General features: G+C 43.5%; 16 protein-coding genes and 2 pseudogenes. 14 read left to right on the top strand and 4 right to left on the bottom strand.

All coding sequences use genetic code 11. The features are described 5' to 3' along the window. Positions 1-16 precede the first annotated feature (16 nt). The 10 genes from L1028_RS24845 (at position 17) to L1028_RS24800 (ending at position 13,059) form a co-directional block, all read left to right on the top strand. Positions 17-1,336 (top strand): glycoside hydrolase family 125 protein, encoded by a 1,320-nt coding sequence (locus L1028_RS24845; protein ID WP_234540577.1) that lies wholly within the window; start codon positions 17-19, stop codon positions 1,334-1,336. After that, positions 1,333-4,482, top strand: coding sequence for a beta-galactosidase (locus L1028_RS24840; RefSeq protein WP_234540575.1), 3,150 nt, complete (start codon positions 1,333-1,335; stop codon positions 4,480-4,482). The genes L1028_RS24845 and L1028_RS24840 overlap by 4 nt, the downstream gene beginning before the upstream one ends. Positions 4,483-4,527: 45 nt before the next feature. Next, on the top strand, positions 4,528-7,281 hold the full coding sequence (locus tag L1028_RS24835) for an alpha-mannosidase (RefSeq protein ID WP_234540574.1): 2,754 nt from the start codon (positions 4,528-4,530) through the stop codon (positions 7,279-7,281). Positions 7,282-7,432: 151 nt separating this feature from the next. Further along, positions 7,433-8,194, top strand: coding sequence for an IclR family transcriptional regulator (locus L1028_RS24830; RefSeq protein ID WP_234540573.1), 762 nt, complete (start codon positions 7,433-7,435; stop codon positions 8,192-8,194). Next, complete coding sequence (locus L1028_RS24825) at positions 8,194-8,967, top strand: SDR family NAD(P)-dependent oxidoreductase (RefSeq protein WP_234540572.1); 774 nt, start codon at positions 8,194-8,196, stop codon at positions 8,965-8,967. The genes L1028_RS24830 and L1028_RS24825 overlap by 1 nt, the downstream gene beginning before the upstream one ends. Before the next feature lie 35 nt (positions 8,968-9,002). Beyond that, the gene (locus L1028_RS24820; protein ID WP_234540571.1) at positions 9,003-9,914 is read left to right on the top strand and encodes a fumarylacetoacetate hydrolase family protein; all 912 of its coding nucleotides are present in this window, start codon (positions 9,003-9,005) and stop codon (positions 9,912-9,914) included. A gap of 28 nt (positions 9,915-9,942) precedes the next feature. Further along, positions 9,943-10,803 carry an amidohydrolase family protein gene (locus tag L1028_RS24815; RefSeq protein WP_234540569.1) on the top strand — a complete coding sequence of 287 codons (861 nt, stop codon included), beginning with the start codon at positions 9,943-9,945 and terminating at the stop codon, positions 10,801-10,803. Positions 10,804-10,806: 3 nt separating this feature from the next. Continuing rightward, the gene (locus L1028_RS24810) at positions 10,807-11,577 is read left to right on the top strand and encodes an SDR family NAD(P)-dependent oxidoreductase (protein ID WP_234540567.1); all 771 of its coding nucleotides are present in this window, start codon (positions 10,807-10,809) and stop codon (positions 11,575-11,577) included. Between the two features lie 25 nt (positions 11,578-11,602). Then, complete coding sequence (locus L1028_RS24805) at positions 11,603-11,926, top strand: L-rhamnose mutarotase (RefSeq protein WP_234540566.1); 324 nt, start codon at positions 11,603-11,605, stop codon at positions 11,924-11,926. Positions 11,927-11,961: 35 nt separating this feature from the next. After that, on the top strand, positions 11,962-13,059 hold the full coding sequence (locus L1028_RS24800) for a mandelate racemase/muconate lactonizing enzyme family protein (RefSeq protein ID WP_234540565.1): 1,098 nt from the start codon (positions 11,962-11,964) through the stop codon (positions 13,057-13,059). A gap of 175 nt (positions 13,060-13,234) precedes the next feature. Here the strand turns inward: L1028_RS24800 and L1028_RS24795 are convergent, their stop codons facing one another. Beyond that, positions 13,235-13,672: a MarR family transcriptional regulator gene (locus L1028_RS24795; protein ID WP_234540615.1), complete on the bottom strand. Its 438-nt coding sequence runs from the start codon at positions 13,670-13,672 to the stop codon at positions 13,235-13,237. Positions 13,673-13,965: 293 nt separating this feature from the next. Between L1028_RS24795 and L1028_RS24790 the strand changes: the two genes are divergently transcribed. Beyond that, positions 13,966-14,496 (top strand): HAD family hydrolase, encoded by a 531-nt coding sequence (locus tag L1028_RS24790; protein WP_234540564.1) that lies wholly within the window; start codon positions 13,966-13,968, stop codon positions 14,494-14,496. 134 nt (positions 14,497-14,630) lie between these two features. On the opposite strand, the pseudogene L1028_RS24785 reads toward L1028_RS24790, so the two are convergent. From L1028_RS24785 to L1028_RS24775, 3 genes and pseudogenes are all read right to left on the bottom strand, one after another. Beyond that, positions 14,631-15,199 (bottom strand): annotated as a pseudogene (locus L1028_RS24785) (YdeI/OmpD-associated family protein). A 3-nt stretch (positions 15,200-15,202) separates the two neighbouring features. Then, positions 15,203-15,595, bottom strand: coding sequence for a DinB family protein (locus L1028_RS24780; protein ID WP_234540613.1), 393 nt, complete (start codon positions 15,593-15,595; stop codon positions 15,203-15,205). 79 nt (positions 15,596-15,674) lie between these two features. Beyond that, a pseudogene (locus tag L1028_RS24775) lies at positions 15,675-16,587 on the bottom strand (helix-turn-helix transcriptional regulator). Positions 16,588-16,803: 216 nt separating this feature from the next. On the opposite strand from L1028_RS24775, the gene L1028_RS24770 reads away from it, so the two are divergent. Genes L1028_RS24770 through L1028_RS24760 form a run of 3 tightly spaced genes read left to right on the top strand, consistent with a single transcriptional unit; the run spans position 16,804 to position 18,579 of the window. Then, positions 16,804-17,430, top strand: coding sequence for a TetR/AcrR family transcriptional regulator (locus L1028_RS24770; RefSeq protein ID WP_234540562.1), 627 nt, complete (start codon positions 16,804-16,806; stop codon positions 17,428-17,430). Position 17,431: 1 nt separating this feature from the next. Next, positions 17,432-18,286 carry an ABC transporter ATP-binding protein gene (locus L1028_RS24765; protein ID WP_234540561.1) on the top strand — a complete coding sequence of 285 codons (855 nt, stop codon included), beginning with the start codon at positions 17,432-17,434 and terminating at the stop codon, positions 18,284-18,286. Further along, complete coding sequence (locus L1028_RS24760; protein WP_234540560.1) at positions 18,283-18,579, top strand: hypothetical protein; 297 nt, start codon at positions 18,283-18,285, stop codon at positions 18,577-18,579. Before L1028_RS24765 ends, L1028_RS24760 begins: the two co-directional genes overlap by 4 nt. Positions 18,580-18,657: the final 78 nt, after the last annotated feature.

Below are 18,657 nucleotides of genomic sequence, written 5' to 3'. Positions count from 1 at the left end.
CAAGAGGAGTGGAAATATGGAACAATTCAGACTGCCAACCATCTCAATGCCGAAGCTTCCGCTTCCACAAGCGATTCAAGAAGTATTGAACGAAGCAGAGGAGAAATTAGCTCATCGGCCTAAACTATTGCAGCTCTTCAAGAACTGCTTCCCGAATACACTTGAGACAACGACTAAGCTCATGGATGATGGAACAACATTCATCATTACTGGTGATATCCCAGCTTCCTGGTTGCGAGATTCTGTGGAGCAGGTTATGCACTATGTGCCATTTGCGAAAAATGATCCGGATCTTCAACGTATCATTAGAGGTCTAATTAAGCGTCATATGGAGTATATCCATATTGATCCGTATGCCAATGCGTTTAATGAGACGGCGAATGATTGGCATTGGAGCACTAGCGATATTACGGAAATGTCCCCATGGGTGTGGGAACGTAAATTTGAGATCGATTCACTCTGTTTTTCCATGCGCCTGGCTTATGCTTATTGGAAAGAAACGGGGAAGGCTGATATATTCGACGCCGGATTTAAGGCAGCAATGGTCAAAATATACAATTTATTTAGAACAGAGCAACGCCATTCGGAATTATCTCCTTACCGCTTTACGCGTAATAATGGGATTCCTGAAGATACGTTACGCAACAACGGCCTTGGTATGCCAGTAAATTACACGGGTATGGTATGGTCCGGGTTCCGATCAAGCGATGATGCTTGCGACTTCCATTACAATATCCCGGGGAATATGTTCGCGGTTGTTGCATTACGTCATATGCAGGAATTCGCAGAATGGGTATTTCGTGATCTTGAATTTCTAAAAGAGCTTAAAGCATTAGAAGCGGACATTGATCATGGAATCAAGCTGTATGGTATTTATCGTCATCCGAAATTTGGACCAATCTACGCCTATGAGACCGACGGCTACGGCAACTACTGCTTGATGGATGATGCGGGAACACCGGGACTCATGTCGATTCCATATCTCGGCTATGTTACGGCAGATGATGAGATTTATCAGAATACACGTCGATTTGCGCTGAGCAATGAGAATCCTTTTTACTTTGAAGGAACAGCAGCGAAAGGGATTGGCAGTCCACATACTCCGAAAGATTATATCTGGCATATGGCATTGTCTATGCAAGGTTTGACGGCATCCACGAAGGAAGAGAAGCTGGAGATGCTTGCGATGCTAGAGGCAACGGATGCAGATACTGGCTTTATGCATGAAGGATTTCATGTCGATGACCCGAATATATTCACTAGAAAATGGTTTGCCTGGTCTAATAGTCTGTTCTCTCAACTCGTGTATAAATCGATGAAGGATGGAATTCTATGAGCAGACCCATAATCATATTCTATGATTCTGATTTTCCAATTTCCAATTCGATTCCTAGCGGTGCGATTAAATCCATGCGTGAGTTCGGTACGATTGTGAATGCGAATCAGCTTGCAGCAACACTTAAGGAAACCGAAGGTGGATGTTTCATTAATCTGCATGCACCCTATTTCCCAAAAGCGGCATGGATAGACATTCTTGGATATTTGCAAAGGGGTGGTGGGCTGATCAGTATTGGAGGCGCTCCCTTCAAACAACCCGTTCGCTGGAAGAATGAACAATGGCATGTGGAAGCAGAGCAGACCTCTTATCATCAAGAGCTGTATATTCATGAGGTACTGCGTGTTGATTGTTCTCGCAACCTGTCCTTGCTTGCATCAGATGTCATTCCTCTGCTTAAGGGGCAAGAAGCTCTTTTTATATCGAGTGCAGAGACATGGAACCTTGTGCCTCATACGACAAAGACAAGTGATTTACCCCATCAAATGGGGTCGGCAGGTCCGATGAGCACTCGGATTTACCCGCTTTTGAAGGGAATTACGCATGAGGGTCGGGAAACTGCTGCTCCAGTAGTTCTTTGGGAGAATACGATTGGTTTATTTGCAGGCTCACGCTGGCTGTTCGTAAATACGGCTGCAACGGATTCTTTTTGGAAGGAAAAAGGGCTGTCCGCGATATCTGAGTGGGTTCGTTTCTGTAGTAAGGGTGTAACGGAAATGTGGGTTAAGCCGAATTACGCGTCATATGAGTCAGGAGAACGCGCTTCTCTGACACTTCAGGTTCAGCAGCTTGAGCGTGTACAGCCTTCTTTGCGAAATGAAGACAAATGGAAGTTAACAATACATGTTGAGCATGAATCCGATTCATCCTTGCGCTGGTCCCATAGTCTGGTGATGAAGGCTAATGCTGAGCTTAACATCGTCCGAGTGCCTATTCCTTTGGAAATTAGGAGTGGTCTGTTCCAAGTGGTCTGCGAAGCGGAAGCTAGTGATGGTGAAGTCCGCATTCTACGTCAAGGGTTCTGGGGGCATGCTCCTGAACTTCTGGCAGCAGGTGAACCGGTAACGAGTGGAAGAGATTATTTCATAAAAGATGGGCGTCCGCTACCTGTTGTGGGGATGACTTATATGACGAGTGATGTGGCACGAAAATTTCTATTTCTGCCGAACGTTGGGGTATGGGATCGCGATATGGGTCAAATGCGGAAGGCAGGGATTAACTGGATCCGAACAGGAATCTGGACTGCTTATCGTAATGTGATGCAAGACGATGGTCATGTTTCAGAAGAGGTACTGCGAGCGATTGATGCCTTTATCATGACGGCGAAGAAACATGATCTTCAGGTGACTTTCACGTTCTTCTCCTTCACACCGGAAACGTGGGGAGGGGTAAATCCTTATCTGGACCCACAAAGTGTAGAAGCTCAGAAGCGGTTCATTCGTTCTATTGTATCTCGTCATAAAGCGTCTTCGAATGTAGATTGGGATCTTATTAATGAACCGTCGATGTTTGATCCGGCACGGATTTTCTCGGATGGTCCGAGTTCATGTCATGATCGTTTCGAGCAACAAGCTTTCATAGAATGGCTTCGACATAGACATGAGGAAATCGAAGTGCTACAAGAACGTTGGAATATGACACCCGCACAACTTCCTGACTTTGCATCGGCAGGGCTGCCAGAAGTGAAAGAGATGAACTTCGATGTACAGGATATGCACAGTGCTAAAAGAGGGACACGTTGGCTTGATTATTGCTTGTTCTCCATGGATATGCATAACCGGTGGGTGAAGCAGTTATATGACACCATTAAGGAGCAATGTCCAGATCAGATGGTTACGGTTGGGCAGGATGAAGGGCTAGGGGCGCAGCGACCTTCACCGTTCTTCTACGAGGAGGCGGTGGATTACACCACTGTACATTCCTGGTGGTTTAATGATTATCTGGTGTGGGACGGCATCTTTGCCAAGACACCTAATAAGCCAAACCTAATTCAAGAGACTGGCGTCATGTATGTAGAAACTCCTGATGGACGAGCCAAACGTTCGGAGCTAGAGCTGCGAAATCTTCTCGAACGTAAATATGCCTATGCGTTTGGAACTGCTGGTGCGGGGGCCATACACTGGATTTGGAATACGAACTTCTATATGGATAATGCGAATGAATCCCATATTGGAGCATTGAGAGCAGATGGAACCGAAAAGCCAGAGGCGGATGTCTCTTATGACTTCGGGAAGTTTATAGAAGGCATTCGTGACGTATTTGGAGATCGGAAACTGGAAGAGATTGCTGTGGTGTTTCCGTATTCGAATGATTTCTCTAACCGGAAGCTGGCTTTCGCGGCTACAACAGAGCTTACCCGTATTCTTTCATATGATCTAAAGATGCCTTTCAGAGGGGCTTCTGAATACCACCTAGATGATTTAGAGAACCATCCTGTGAAGCTTATTATACTGCCAAGCGCGCATAACTTCGATGATGCAGCGATGGTAAGGTTGTTACACATCGTTGAAGAGACAGGTGCGGTATTGCTTGCTACAGGCCCGCTCGACATTGATGCTTACTGGCGTTCTTCAGAGCGCTTAAGTGATATTCTTGGCAAGCGTGAATTGCGTAATGTGCGCCGTGAAGAAGTTCTTAGCCTTCAAGGCCAAGAACTACCCGTCTCCTTCGGTTACCGACGGATTGCTGAGGTATCGAAGGAAACGATAATTCACGAATCAGTTGGAAGCGGAAGCTCTACTATAGACTCAGTCATAAACATCCCGCTTGGCAAGGGTCGACTCCTATGGAGTCCACTGCCCGTTGAATTGAGCGACCGAAGTGATACTACGTCTGCACTGTATCGTTATGCGCTCCATGCTGCTCATGTGGAGTGTGACTTGGAGTGGATTAGCGGAGGGGACTTAGCTGGTATCTACGGACGGAAATTGAGTTTTGCTACGGGAGCTCTCTTCACCTTCGTATCGGAATATGCTCAGGATGCGAAGATCGAGGTAAAGGATTCAGCCACTGGCCGAATCTACGCGTTCTTGTTGGAACAGGAACGTTCAGTCCTCTTTGCTACGGACTATAAAGGTGATCTTCTTGGCGTGTATCGCCAGCAGGAAGTCGAAATCCATGTAACTTATCCACATCTACTACATTAAGCATCTTAGTAGAGAGTACGTATTGCATATAAGGAGGTCTTCACATTGGAAAGTTCAGATAAATCTATTAAACCTCAGACTGCCCATATTATTTCTCATACTCACTGGGACAGGGAATGGTATCTTCCATATGAAAAGCATCATGTACGGCTTATTAAACTGGTCGATGAATTGCTGGATCGATTGGATGAGGATGGTGAATTTAAGAGTTTCTTTCTTGATGGACAGACGATTATTCTAGAGGATTACCTTCAAGTTCGTCCAGAGAATCAAGAGCGTCTACAAAAACATATTACGGAAGGACGCCTTCTAATCGGTCCTTGGTATATTCTTCAAGATGCTTTTCTTACCAGCGGAGAGGCAAATGTGCGTAATATGCAGATCGGCCATCAGGATTCGAAACGTTACGGTGAACCATCTAAGATCGGTTATTTTCCGGACACCTTTGGTCTAGTAGGTCAGACTCCACAATTAATGAAGCAATCAGGCATCAATAATGCCTTTTTTGGAAGAGGTGTAAAACCGACTGGATTCAATAATACAGTATCGGACGGTGGATATGAATCTTCGTTCTCCGAGCTGATATGGGAAGGTCCAGATGGATCGAAAGTACTTGGAATTCTATTTGCGAATTGGTATTCGAACGGAAACGAAGTGCCAGTAAATGAAGCAGAGGCAAAAGAGTTCTGGGAGAAGAAGTTAGCAGATGCTCGAAAATTTGCCTCTACAGGTGAGCTACTATTCATGAACGGCTGCGATCATCAACCAGCTCAGCTAGATTTGCCGGCGGCTATTGAAACTGCGAAGCGGCTATATCCAGAAATGGAGTTTATCCATTCCAACTTCCCTGATTACCTTAAGGCTGTAGAGGATGTAATGGATCACAACAATTTGTCGACCGTAAAGGGTGAACTGCGGAGCCAGCACACTGACGGATGGGGGACGTTAGTGAATACCGCGTCTGCTCGTGTCTATTTGAAACAGATGAATCAGGAAGGGCAAGTCTTGCTTGAAAAGGTGGCCGAGCCACTTGCTTCATTCGCACATGTATTGGGCAAAGATTACCCTCATCATCTGTTCACCTATGCCTGGAAGACGTTAATGCAGAATCATCCTCACGACAGCATTTGTGGCTGCAGCGTGGATGAGGTACATCGCGAAATGGTAACCCGGTTTGATAAAAGCCGTCATGTAGCAGAGACCATTGTTAATGATAGTAAGCGCATGATCGCTGAAGCTGTGGATACGTCTGGTTTTGCAGCATATGGTGAAGAAGTGCTTCCGCTAGTAGTCATGAATATGTCAGGTTGGAGACGCACGGGTACAGTGAGCGTAGAAATTGATGCGGCACGTCTATATTTGCGAGAGGGTTTCTCTCTAGAAGAAACGGCCAGCCGTATGAAAGATATTGACTTAAACGGTCGTGAATTAGTAGACGATCAAGGGAATACCATTACATGCCAGATGGTGGATTTGGGTCTTCAGTTTGGTTATGATTTGCCTGACGATAAATTTCGCCAGCCCTATATGTGCCGCCGAGTAAGACTTACCTTTGAAGCTGTGCAAGTTCCGGCGCTGGGTCTTCGTGCATATGCGTGGGTTCGCCGTGCAAATGCAGAGTTGCCTATAGCGCCTGAATCTTTGCTTCAAGGGGATCGGGTGTTGGAGAATGAGGCCATCAAAGTAGTGATTCATGATAATGGTTCATTTACGATGAGTGACAAAGCCAGTGGCATGACCTACCGGGATCTTGGTGTGTATGAGAACACAGGTGATATCGGGAATGAATACATGTATAAACAGCCAGAGGGTGAACAAGCTTTAACGACCAAGGGACTACAGGCGAACATTTGCGTTCTGGAAAATACACCTTATCGAGCATCTGTAGAAATTAAGCATGACTGGGAGATTCCAGCCTCAGCAGATGATAAGCTGGACGAGGAACAGCGTGCTCTTGTGTACTACCCGGAGCGGAAAGCGCAGCGCAGTAGTGACACAGTCATTCTTAAACTTCGTACCGTAATTAGCCTGGAGCGGGGCGGGAAGGGGCTGCATATCGAAACGACGATAGACAATAAAGCCAAAGATCACCGGATTCGTGCACTATTTCCGACAGATTTGAACACCGCCACACATCATGTGGATTCGATGTTCGAGGTTGCGGAGCGGAATATTGAGCCAGCTACAGAATGGATGAATCCGAGTAACACGCAGCATCAGCAGGCCTTTGTTGATATCAGTAATGAAAAAGCCGGTCTAACCGTCGCTAACTTTGGATTAAATGAATATGAAGTGCTAAGAGATGGTCGTAACACCATTGCGATTACACTACTCCGTAGTGTGGGTGAATTGGGAGACTGGGGTTTGTTCCCAACTCCAGAAGCGCAGTGTCTCGGAGAGCACGTTGTACGTATGGAGCTCATCCCACACACAGGAGATGGTATAACCTCAGGTGCTTTTGCTGAAGCGTATCAATTCCAGATTCCTTGGGTCGTATGTCAGACTGACGTACATGAAGGAGCGATTGCTCCGGTGTATACGCCATTCGAATGGGAGAGTCAGGAGCTCGCATTTTCCTCTCTAAAAATGAACGAGCAGACTGGAGACCTACTGCTTCGCTGGTACAACATGAGTCAGCAGAGCACCGACCTGACCATCCGTTCAACGATACCGCAGCAGTATTTCTATAAGACGTCGATCCTGGAAGAGGAGAGCCACCCACTCTCTAGCGAAGAGAAAGGTAGTTCGGCCTTACAGATCAGTCCATGCGAAATTGTAACGATTGGTATCCGGAGATAATAGGAGTATAAAGACGATAGTTAACCTAGGCATCAGCTTGGGAGCTATCGTCTTTTTTTTCAAAAAAAAGATTGCCAAATATAACTAATAAAATTAAAATTAGTTTGTATAGAAAACTTGGTTTTGTATAATGTTTGAAGGAGGTGCTCACATGGACAAAAAATATTGGGTGCCTGCTTTGGAGAAAGCAGACGGGATTCTACGCCTTGTATCAGAGGAACCCTATAAGCATCGATTAATTGATTTATCCATTCAGCTTGGTATCCATAAGAGTTCTATGTATTCTATTTTGCAGACAATGGAAGTACTTGATTGGGTGAATAGAGATACTAACGATACTTATGCCATTGGCTCCGCTACGGGAAGGTGGGGAGATTCCTACTTGCAAGGTCAGGACTTAATCTCATCATTTCACCGAGAAGCTACCGCCACAAGAGATCGTTTGCAAGAAACGGTTCAGTTGGCCAGACTTGAAGGTAATGAAGTGTTGTATCTAGCTAAGGAGGAAGCGCCGACTATGGTCAGGCTAGCATCCGGCCCCGGTATGAAGTTCCCTGCTCATGTGACTGCACTTGGGAAATTGCTCCTGTCGTTCATTGATAATAAAGATCTGGATTCATTGTACCCGATTCAAGAATTAACGACCGCTACAGAGTATTCATTGAAAACGAAGGCGGATCTGGTTAAGCAACTACGAATCATTCGCGATGAGGGGATTGCTTTCGATGAGCAGGAAGTTATCGTTGGGTTCAGCTGTGTTTCAGCCCCCATCCTATCTAAATCAGGTGAGGCTATCGCAGCAGTGAGCTGTACCATGCAGCAGCATATCTGGGAGATAAAGAAGGATGTTGCGGAGGCTGAAATTCGTCATTTGGCGAATCGGTTATCGCTATACCAAGGAGGCAATCATTAATGAGATTAGCCAATAAAGTCATCTTAATTACGGGCTCGGGTTCAGGGATCGGGAGGAGCACGGCATTGCTGTTTGCTCGTGAAGGCGCAACTGTAATTGTGAACGATTTAGATGAAGCTAAAGGCATAGAGACTTTGAAGGATATTCATGCAGATGGAGGAAAAGGTCATTTCATCCATGCGGATGTGACCCATGCTGAATCTGTAGAGCAGATGGTAGATCAAATCATTGAACAATATGGCCATATAGATGTGCTTTTTAACAATGCAGGAATTAGCGGGGTAGGCGCTTTGCATGAAGTTGAACCGGATGCATGGGAACGGGTAATTCAGGTCAATATTCGGGGTGTATATTTGCCCTCCAAATATGTGCTTCCTCATATGATGAAACGAAAATCTGGCAACATCATTAATATGTCCTCTTGCGTCGCAGAAATCGGGCTCGCCAGAAGAGCTTCTTATTCAGCTACCAAAGGAGCGGTATTGGCCCTGACGAAATCCATGCAAGTAGATTACGCAGCATACAATATTCGTGTAAATGCCCTTTTACCAGGTACAATCCTAACACCGTTCGTTGAGAATTACTTAAAAACCTCTTACGATAATCCGGCAACTGCGATTGCGTCAATTAAGAAACGTCAGCTTAGTGAAGAGCTCGGCTTACCTGAGGATGTTGCCCAAGCAGCCTTATTTCTTGCTTCGGATGAATCGAAATTTATGATGGGTTCTCCTCTCTATATTGATGGAGGCGCAACTTTTGGGAAAAATGCCTGAACAGCATTAAACGATAAAAGGAAGGGGAATTAATAATGAAGTTATTAACATTCGTTAACAATGGCGATTACCAATTGGGGGTCGTAACAGAAAAAGGAATACTGGATATTACAAGCGCTTTAATAGATTTGCCTACACAGCATGGGTATTCCGTACCTATGACCGTTCACGAAGTCATTGACGGTGGTGAGGCAGCGGTTTCGAGGCTGGATCAATTCACAACTCAAGCACTAGATATGGCTGGAGAAGACTGTTCATACCTATTAGATGAAGCGAAGTTGACACTCGGTCCATGCGTGACTCATCCAAATAAAATCATCTGCGTCGGTCTTAACTATCGAAAGCATGCGGTGGAAACGTACGCAGCGATTCCTGAGTTCCCGATATTGTTCAATAAATTCAATAACACGTTGACGGGACATGGCGACGATATTCCCCTTCCAAGAGTGACGAAAAAAGTTGATTATGAAGCAGAGCTTGTTATCGTTATCGGCAAATCAGCTAAGTACGTTACGAAAGAGGACGCGCTTATCCACGTATTTGGTTATTGCAACGTAAATGATTTGTCCGCACGGGACTTGCAACTAAAGACTCAGCAATGGCTGTTAGGCAAGTCATGTGATAAATTCTCTCCTCTTGGACCTTATCTAGTTACAGCGGATGAAATCGAAAACCCGAATGATTTAGAGATTAAATGTACAGTCAACGGAGAAATCCGCCAGCACTCCAATACGTCAGACATGATTTTCCAATGCGATGAGATTGTAAGTTATATTTCGCAACATTTGACGCTTGTGCCTGGAGACATCATTCTGACTGGAACTCCAGAAGGCGTCGTCCTCGGTTATCCGGTGGATCAGCAGATTTACCTGAAGGATGGTGATATCGTCACGATTGAGATTGAGAAGCTCGGCAAGCTGACGAATCGGCTCGTTAAGGAAGACTGAGAATGTACTCATTTTGTGAGGTGAAAGCATGAGAATTGATGCACATCAGCATTATTGGCAATTAAGTCGAGGCGATTACGGATGGCCTACACCAGAAGTTCCATTACTATATCGAGATTTTATGCCTGATGACCTGACAGAATCATTACTACGACATGGAATCACGAAAACGATTGTTGTTCAAGCAGCAGCTACTGTTGAAGAAACTGAATTTCTTCTAGGTTTATGCAAGACCTATGATTCAATAGCTGGTGTTGTGGGGTGGCTAGATTTAGAGCAGGAAAATTTTACGGAAACCTTTGAACTTTTACGTAAAAATCCTCATTTTATTGGCCTCCGATTAATGCTTCAAAGTATTGATGCTGATGAATATTTGCAACGTCCTCATGTTATTCATCATTTAAAATGGTTAGAGACGATGGAATTCCCTGTTGATTTATTGATCCATGCTGCACAATTCCCAGCTGTATTGAAATTGCTCAAGCTTATGCCAAATTTACATGCGGTCATTGACCATATAGGTAAGCCACAAATTTCCCAGCAAGAAACCTCACCTTGGCAAGAGTGGGTTACAGAGGTCGCGCAATATCCGCAAATGTATTGCAAACTTTCAGGTATGGTTACCGAAGCAAATGTGGCGGCCTGGGTAGAATCTGACTTTAACTTTTATATCAAACATGTCATACATGCATTTGGATTAAACCGGGTCATATTCGGCAGTGACTGGCCAGTGTGCCTGCTTGCAGCAAGCTATGATCAAGCAGTAAGCATTTTGTTAAACAATTTACCTGAAGCGCTTACAGAGCAAGAATTAGACGATGTTTTTGGCAATAATGCGATCCGCTTTTATCAATTGGAGACAACACATTTTATTGAAACTGGAGTGTAGCCTATGCAATTACAAGGGAAAGTCGTTATTGTTACAGGCGGTGGCTCCGGGATTGGCGAAGCGACTGCCAAATTATTAGCTAGCGAGGGCGCTAAAGTGATCATTGCGGACTGGAATGATGCTGAAGCAAACCGAGTAGTAAAAGAAATCCAATCAGTTCATTGTGGGAATCCTATTGCTTTTGCTGTGAAAACGGATGTTTCATCGGAGATAGAAGTTAAACAATTGGTAGAACTAGTTTTAAATAAATTTGGCAGGATTGACATCCTATTCAATAACGCCGCTGTGGTATTACCGAAGTCCTTGGAGGATATCTCTGAATCAGAATGGACTCGTACCTTAGATATCAATTTGAAGAGTGTCTATTTGATGATTAAATTCTGTATTCCTTCTATTAGAGAAAACCGCGGCTGCATTGTGAACATGGCTTCATTAAGCGGATTGGTAGGCCAAAAGCAAAATCCGGTATACTCGGCTTCAAAAGGCGCAATTATTGCAATGACTAAATCATTAGCGTTAGATTATGCGAGCGATGGAGTTCGTGTTAATTGCATATGTCCTGCAGGTGTAATAACGCCTTTATTAGAAGAGTGGATCGGTCAACAGCCCAATCCGGCAGTGACAGTACAAGATTTGATCGATATGCATCCATTGGGAAGATGTGCCTCAACGGAAGAGATAGCTAGAGCCGTGTTGTATTTAGCGAGTGATTTATCCGGATTTGTTACGGGTGTAGCGCTCCCTGTTGATGGTGGAGCATCCTTAGGTTATTAATGAGTTATTGAAAGGGAGGGACGGAATGACTCGATATGGGAGTGTTATTCATGTCAAGGATGAGAAGCTAGAAGAATACAAAGCGTTACATGCATCTGTATGGCCAGAAGTGTTGGATAGATTAAGGAAATGCAACATTAAAAACTATTCCATTTTTTATAGAGACGGCTACTTGTTCAGCTATTTTGAATATACAGGGGATGACTATACGGCTGATATAGCCATAATGGCAGCAGATCCTCGTACACAAGAATGGTGGAGCTTAACAGATCCTTGTCAGTATCCAGTGAAGTCTGCATTAGAAGGTGAATGGTGGGCGAGTATGGATGAGGTTTTCCATTTGGATTGAGTAATCATTTCATTTAAAGCTAGGGAGATGAAAAAATGAAAATTACAAAAGTAGAAAGCTTCGTCTTACACGTTCCGATTACGCCACCAATTACGGATGCAATTAATGTTGCTACGCATTGGGGACTTGCGGGCGTTCGGATTTTTACAGATGAGGGTTTTGAGGGGTATGGGTATACAGGAACTTGTGCACATGGTGATGATATGATCGTTGATACGATTGATCGTTATTACGCTCCTTTATTAATTGGCAAAGATCCGTTTATGGTGAAAGAAATTTGGGATGAGCTGCGTTTTGGTAAAATGCATTGGATTGGTAGAGCGGGAGTTACTCATATGGCGTTGGCTGCAGTAGATATTGCACTTTGGGATATTATGGCGAAGGCTTCCAATAAACCGTTGTGGCAGTATCTTGGCGGACATAAATCCAAACAAATAAAAGCTTATAATACAAACGGCGGCTGGTTGAACTGGTCCAAAGAACGTTTGATTAAGGACGTTACTGAAATTGTTGAGCAGGGCTTCACTGGAGTTAAAATTAAAGTGGGTAAAGCAGATTCACATGAGGATTATGATCGTTGCAAAGCTGTTCGTAAGGCGATAGGAGATCAAACCCTCTTCATGATCGATGTGAACCAGCAGTGGAATATCAATACAGGAATGACATGGGGGAAGAAGTTAGAGGAGTTTGATTTGTTCTGGTTAGAAGAACCCTTAAATCCAGATGACATCATGGGACATAAGAAGCTGGCCGATGCATTAAATGTACCTATTGCGTTAGGTGAACATGTCTATACGAAATATGCATTCCGGGATTATATCCATCAAGGGGCACTCGAATATTGCCAAGTAGATGTAACGCGTGTTGGTGGGATTACGGAATGGCAACAGGTTGCAGGTTTAGCCGCTTCATACGATATTCCGATTTGTCCGCATGTTGGTGATATGGGGCAAATTCATCAGCATTTGGTTGCAGCAACACCAGGTGCGATCATGCTGGAATATATTCCTTGGATCCGCCATATTTTTGTGGAGCCGGCTACTGTAGTTAACGGGCACTACATACTTCCTCAAATGCCGGGTGCATCAACGGAGATTATACCAGCGCTATTTGATCAGTATCGCGTGAGATAATGAAGTGATGGAAGCTTTGATTGTTGCCTTTTAAATAAAGCTTTAAGCCTGCGCTCATAAGTACTTGACAGCTATACAGTCTTTCCAGTCCAACAATTCGGAACATATGAACAACAAACCCCGCTTTATGCATGTTATATGCAATAAGCGGGGTTTGTTGTTTTTAGCATTTGAGTCAAGAAGAAGACTTACTACGTGTTGGGGAGCTGAGATGATCAATCTGCTCGTCTAGAACGGTGCTGGCTTTGCCTAAAAATTGTGAAATGAGGGCAAGTTCTTCATCCGTATAGGAAGCAGCCAATTTAACCATAGCGGTATGAAGCGGCAGGTAGGTGTCAATAATATCTTCTTTGTTTTCATACAAGGGGACAATGATTACTTTACGGCGATCATTAGGGTCATTTTGTCTGCGAACGTATCCGTTTTTTTCGAGACGATCTATTAATGCAGTAACGCTACCTGTGGCAAGTCCAGTTAGTTTGGACAGCTCTCCAGCGGTAATTGGGCCTTTTTCACGCAGAATATCCACAGATAAAAAGTCATTATTGTATAACCCAAGAGAGGCGGCTACGTTTTGCTGGTATACCACCGTTCGGGTTCCCAGACCACGCATGAGTAAGGTGAATTGTTCTTGCTCTGGTGTAGGTTGAGCTTGTTCATGGCTTGACAAAGGATAACGCCCCTTTTAAAATATTTATATCTCGTCAATCAAGATATTTGATTATGGAGTTGTTTTAAAATATGTTATTTTACAAATACATTCTATCGAAATCAGCATACTTTTGCAAAAAGAGTAGTAAATCTGTAGCATTGGGTTAAGCGCGACTGTCTGGATCATAAGGATGATATGAAGCAAAGAATCTAATGAAACCCACCCATTAAATAAAGAGGACGGTTATTGAGAACATGGACGAGAAAAGGTTAATTATCTTTTTTGACAGCGGAGACACCATTGTTGATGAATCAACTGAAATTAGGGATGAAGAAGGAATTGTATTGAGTGCGGACCTGATTCCAGGAGCAGATGTTACGATTCAGACCCTGCATGAGAGAGGATACACGCTTGCTCTGGTTGCAGATGGCGATGCGCAATCCTTCAAAAATGTATTTAAGCAGCATGGACTAAACGATTATTTCAGCGCCATGATTATTTCCGAGAATATCAAAGCAGTCAAGCCAAGCCCGCGCATGTTCAAGGCAGCTATTGGTGCGCTTGATTTGTCTGAAGCGGATTTCTCCCGTACCGTTATGATTGGCAACAATCTTAGCCGTGACATGAAAGGGGCCAATGCGCTAGGCATCACCAGCATTTTTCAGAGCTGGACGCCCCGTTATCCCCATGAGCCGGCAGATGAGTCTGAGCGTCCGACGTATACAGTTAGTGAGTCGCTGCAATTGCTAGAGTTGATTGAGAGGCTGAACGCTGAGCTCAAGTAAGCTGGAAGTCGTTCATTATGCTATTTTTCCATATTTAAATACAAAAAGAGAAACCCAAGGTCATGAGAATGACTGGGTTTCTCACCTTTCTTAATCAATCCAAGAGTTGCGAAGCAATCGTATGATCTAGCAGACTAATAATCTAGAAGCCGTCCATGATCATGCCATTGACCGTACATTTTATTTTCTTTAGTATTTGTTATAAATTTATCTAATTTACTCTTAAATAATTCTGGTTGATGTGTATTGCTTTGTATCGTGTCGATCCTGACTCTTTTATAAAGGGCTGGAAAGACTAAGAAGTTCTCATATATCTGCTGTTCCTCTTGTAGCCTTTGTTCTATAACCCTATCGACTTTAAAAGAAGCGAGATTCATATCCGCAGTACCTTTCTTCCTTCGTCACTCATTAACCCCAGTTTATCGAGGCGGCGGACACGTTCTTTATTTAATTCTGTCCAAGAGCTTCGTTTGCTTCTTGGAGACAGTCGCTGCGCCAGCTCCGTTTCAGAAACTTTCTTTTTCACTCCATCGATCCATCCAAAGCACAAACATTCCTCAACCACATCCAAATATAGCAATGTTTCTGGGTTTGGCGTCATACTTACGAGTACCCAACAAGATTTTTCAGTCTTACAATTTTCCTGAAGCCAAGCTCTTAAAGCTTTTCTCGATTTCGCGGTAATTAGATTTTCAATATGCATAAATTAAATAGCTTTCGCAGGCACCTGATACCAAAAAAGGGAATAGTCATTCATGGTGGAAGCGTGTCCTAACTGACGTAACATAGTAGATATATTACCTCTATGATAAGTCCCGTGATTGACGGCATGCAGCACAATTTCTGATAGGCGTGTTTGGCGGATTCCAGCGAATGGGTTATCAAGTAGAATAGTCTGCTCCAAATCGGTTTGGTTTTGTAACCATTCTTTGTATTGTTCAGATAGCTGGGCAAAAATATTAGCGTATTCATCAACCGAATCTAGAATGCTCATATTTAGCGGGATACTTTTTTGAAAAGCATCAGGCATGATTCTTCCCAAGATCGTTTGGTTCGCCCAAATGTGGTAATTAAACATTTCTACTGGATGGTTGGTCATTGTATGATCTCCTTTTGAGTTGTGATAGATTATTTTGTAGCTGTAGTTAATATAAAAGAAGAAGTATGACAGCAGACTGTCATACTTCTTCATAAAGATTTAGGGTGTTTTGCAGCTGCTTTTTTAAGATACCTCGCAGTGCAAGAGGCTCGAGGACTTCAGCTCCGCTGCCGAAACTTAGCAAAATTGACCATAGCCAGCGGGCTTCTAATGGTTCATACACAGGAATTCGCATCGTCATGCTCTCATCGGTATGAAATTCCTTATCCACCTGGTGAAATTGATCCAGCGCTTCTGCCAAAGCCTCAGGTCCCACCCGGATTACGACTTCTTCAACCTGATCGGACCTGTTTGAACAACCGGCCTCTATGGGTACCTCATGTTGGGAATGAAAGATATCCTGTGTCAGAAGCAAATTCATCATCCGGGATAGCCGGAACTCTCGATAAATCCTGTCGTTCACGGCAATAACCATAGATGTACCAGTTGCTATATTTAAAATGAAGCTTTACTGGTTCCATATCACGGGTTGTGCGTTCGTTTTTTACATTGATGTAATCAAAACGGACACTATTTCGTTCCGTAATAGCCGTACGTAAAAGTGAAAGTGCATCGGGATCCATACGACGAGTTTCAAAATCCACCGCTAGACCAGAAGTCTGTTGCTCTGTTCCAATCGTTTGCAGCCGTTCAATGGTTCCTTGCGCTTGCTCGTCTTCAAACACGGAAGAGAGACTGTTCAGCACGGTAATCAGAGAAGTGACATCATAAGAACGGAGAAGGCTTTTATCCATTTTATATCCGTCCAAGATGCCATATCCGCCTTTAGTTCCCTGATACGATACGACCGGGATGCCTGCGGCACAAATGACATCGATATCCCTATAGATAGTTCTCTGGGAAACCTGAAACTCTTCAGCCAGCTTGGAGGCAGATAAAACTTCGTGGTTCAACAGCTTGTAGATCATAGAAATCAAACGTTCCAATTTCATTTGTGTATTCCCACCCATTAGTCCATTTCGTGTTACTGCATGATTATAGCATAAATTTTTCAAGCTAAATTTTGGGGAGGATTTTGGTGGTGTTGCACAGGAAAGTACTAATTGTACCTCACAGAGAAAAAAAGATTGACAAAATATGGATTATGGGTTAACTTGTGAATATAAAATAAAATTATTCATAAAACCATAAAAAGCGAGTGGACTTATATGCCTAAAAAATTCATGGAACAAGAGAAAGAATGGATAAAACATAAGTTGTTAACAGAAGGGCGCCGCTGTTTTGAAATACATGGCATTAAAAAAACTAGTGTTGAGGAATTAACAAAAGCCGCCGGGATTGCGCAAGGTTCGTTTTACATGTTCTTTGGATCGAAAGAGGAATTGTTCTATCACATATTACTTGAAGAAGAACAACGAATTCGGAGTACAATGTTCGATTCATTTAGCGTAGGCGTGCCTGTAAGCAAGGAAGAAATCAGATTATTTTTACTGAAAGCTTTTCGCATGATGGAAGAGAGTCCGATCGTACGCCAGATGTTCGTAAGAAGCGAAATGGAGCAGCTATTAAGAAAGTTACCTAATGAGTTGTTGGAACAAAATTTTACAGAGGATAAAGACTTTTTTATTCCTTTCATTAAGTCTTGGCAAGCAGAAGGTATCATGGCTGGGATTGACCCGGAATTAATCGTGAGCATGATTCGCTCTGTAGTCCTTCTGTCTTTGCATAAGGAAGAGATTGGTGATGAACGATATCAGGCAACTATAGAGCTTTTGATTGGGGTTCTGGCTGAGGGGATGACTTCTTTGAAAGATAATAAGACTGGGGGAGAATGAAATGATCGAAGTGAAGGAGCTTCATTTTACCTACCCAAAAATTAAAGAGCCAACCCTTAGTGGACTTAACTTTTCCATACCTCAAGGAGAAGTGTTTGGTTTTCTCGGTCCTTCGGGAGCGGGTAAAAGCACAACACAAAAAATACTAATTGGAGTCTTGAAAAATTATCTCGGCAGCGTTAACGTAATGGGCAAAGAAATAAGAAACACCGGACCGGAGTATTTTGAGCGAATAGGGGTCGCTTTTGAGTTTCCAAATTTCTATTCCAAGTTTACTGCGCTGGAAAATTTGCAGCTATTTCGGTCTCTGTATTCAGGGAAAACAGCGGAACCGAGGTTTCTCCTGGAGCAAGTAAATCTCACTGAAGCAGCAAATTTGAAGGTCTCCCAGTTATCGAAGGGGATGAAGATGAGACTGAATTTCTGCAGAGCACTCTTAAATGACCCACAAATTCTATTTCTGGATGAACCTACTTCCGGGCTCGACCCCGTCAATGCCAAAAGGATGAAGGAGTTAATTCTGGAAAAGAAGGCAAATGGGACAACAGTAATCATAACAACACACAACATGCAAGCCGCTGAGGAACTCTGCGACAGGGTCGCTTTTATCGTAGACGGTCAGATTAAGTTGATTGATTCTCCTCGGGAGCTTAAGCTTCTAAATGGAAAAAAACGAGTGCGGCTAGAATACCGCCATCAAAATGAAGTTAGAAATGAGGAATTCTCACTTGATGATATAGGGGAGAACGAATATTTCTTAAAGCTTGTTCGTGAGCATCCAATAGAAACCATTCATTCGCAGGAGGCGTCTTTGGAACAAATCTTTATTGACGTAACTGGGAGGCAGTTAACATGAGATTCAGATCTGCGTTTGCCTTTGACATCCGGTTTCAATGGCGGCATGGGTTTTATTGGATCTACGTCATTATCTGTACGTTTTATTTGGTATTGCTGCATCTTATTCCTGATCATTATCGAGAACAAACGATGTTGTTATTGACCTTTATCGATCCGAGTGCTTTAGGGCTTATTCTCGCAGGGGGGATTGTGCTGCTGGAAAGAGACCAGGGCATCCATGATCCTTTATTTGTTACTCCGATTCGTGTTAGTTATGATGAACGAAAGGCAGCCCCTGTTCGCACACCGTAGGTTAAAATGGAAGTTAAAAGGACAACCATTTCAGAGCTACATGCGAAAGGAGCTGTTACTATGAAGAATACCATAAAA

The organism is Paenibacillus pseudetheri, from assembly GCF_924513355.1.
Taxonomy (GTDB): domain Bacteria; phylum Bacillota; class Bacilli; order Paenibacillales; family Paenibacillaceae; genus Paenibacillus_AQ; species Paenibacillus_AQ pseudetheri.
This window is presented reverse-complemented; position numbering and strand designations above follow the sequence as displayed.

Excerpts from the sequence above, each read along its gene's own strand:
- L1028_RS24770 (WP_234540562.1), top strand. The coding sequence starts at position 16,804 with ATGCCTAAAAAATTCATGGAACAAGAGAAAGAATGGATAAAACATAAG.
- L1028_RS24820 (WP_234540571.1), top strand. The coding sequence starts at position 9,003 with ATGAAGTTATTAACATTCGTTAACAATGGCGATTACCAATTGGGGGTC.
- L1028_RS24765 (WP_234540561.1), top strand. The coding sequence starts at position 17,432 with ATGATCGAAGTGAAGGAGCTTCATTTTACCTACCCAAAAATTAAAGAG.
- L1028_RS24830 (WP_234540573.1), top strand. The coding sequence starts at position 7,433 with ATGGACAAAAAATATTGGGTGCCTGCTTTGGAGAAAGCAGACGGGATT.
- L1028_RS24800 (WP_234540565.1), top strand. The coding sequence starts at position 11,962 with ATGAAAATTACAAAAGTAGAAAGCTTCGTCTTACACGTTCCGATTACG.
- L1028_RS24795 (WP_234540615.1), bottom strand. The coding sequence starts at position 13,672 with ATGCGTGGTCTGGGAACCCGAACGGTGGTATACCAGCAAAACGTAGCC.
- L1028_RS24815 (WP_234540569.1), top strand. The coding sequence starts at position 9,943 with ATGAGAATTGATGCACATCAGCATTATTGGCAATTAAGTCGAGGCGAT.
- L1028_RS24790 (WP_234540564.1), top strand. The coding sequence starts at position 13,966 with ATGGACGAGAAAAGGTTAATTATCTTTTTTGACAGCGGAGACACCATT.
- L1028_RS24840 (WP_234540575.1), top strand. The coding sequence starts at position 1,333 with ATGAGCAGACCCATAATCATATTCTATGATTCTGATTTTCCAATTTCC.
- L1028_RS24845 (WP_234540577.1), top strand. The coding sequence starts at position 17 with ATGGAACAATTCAGACTGCCAACCATCTCAATGCCGAAGCTTCCGCTT.
- L1028_RS24825 (WP_234540572.1), top strand. The coding sequence starts at position 8,194 with ATGAGATTAGCCAATAAAGTCATCTTAATTACGGGCTCGGGTTCAGGG.
- L1028_RS24780 (WP_234540613.1), bottom strand. The coding sequence starts at position 15,595 with ATGACCAACCATCCAGTAGAAATGTTTAATTACCACATTTGGGCGAAC.
- L1028_RS24810 (WP_234540567.1), top strand. The coding sequence starts at position 10,807 with ATGCAATTACAAGGGAAAGTCGTTATTGTTACAGGCGGTGGCTCCGGG.
- L1028_RS24805 (WP_234540566.1), top strand. The coding sequence starts at position 11,603 with ATGACTCGATATGGGAGTGTTATTCATGTCAAGGATGAGAAGCTAGAA.
- L1028_RS24760 (WP_234540560.1), top strand. The coding sequence starts at position 18,283 with ATGAGATTCAGATCTGCGTTTGCCTTTGACATCCGGTTTCAATGGCGG.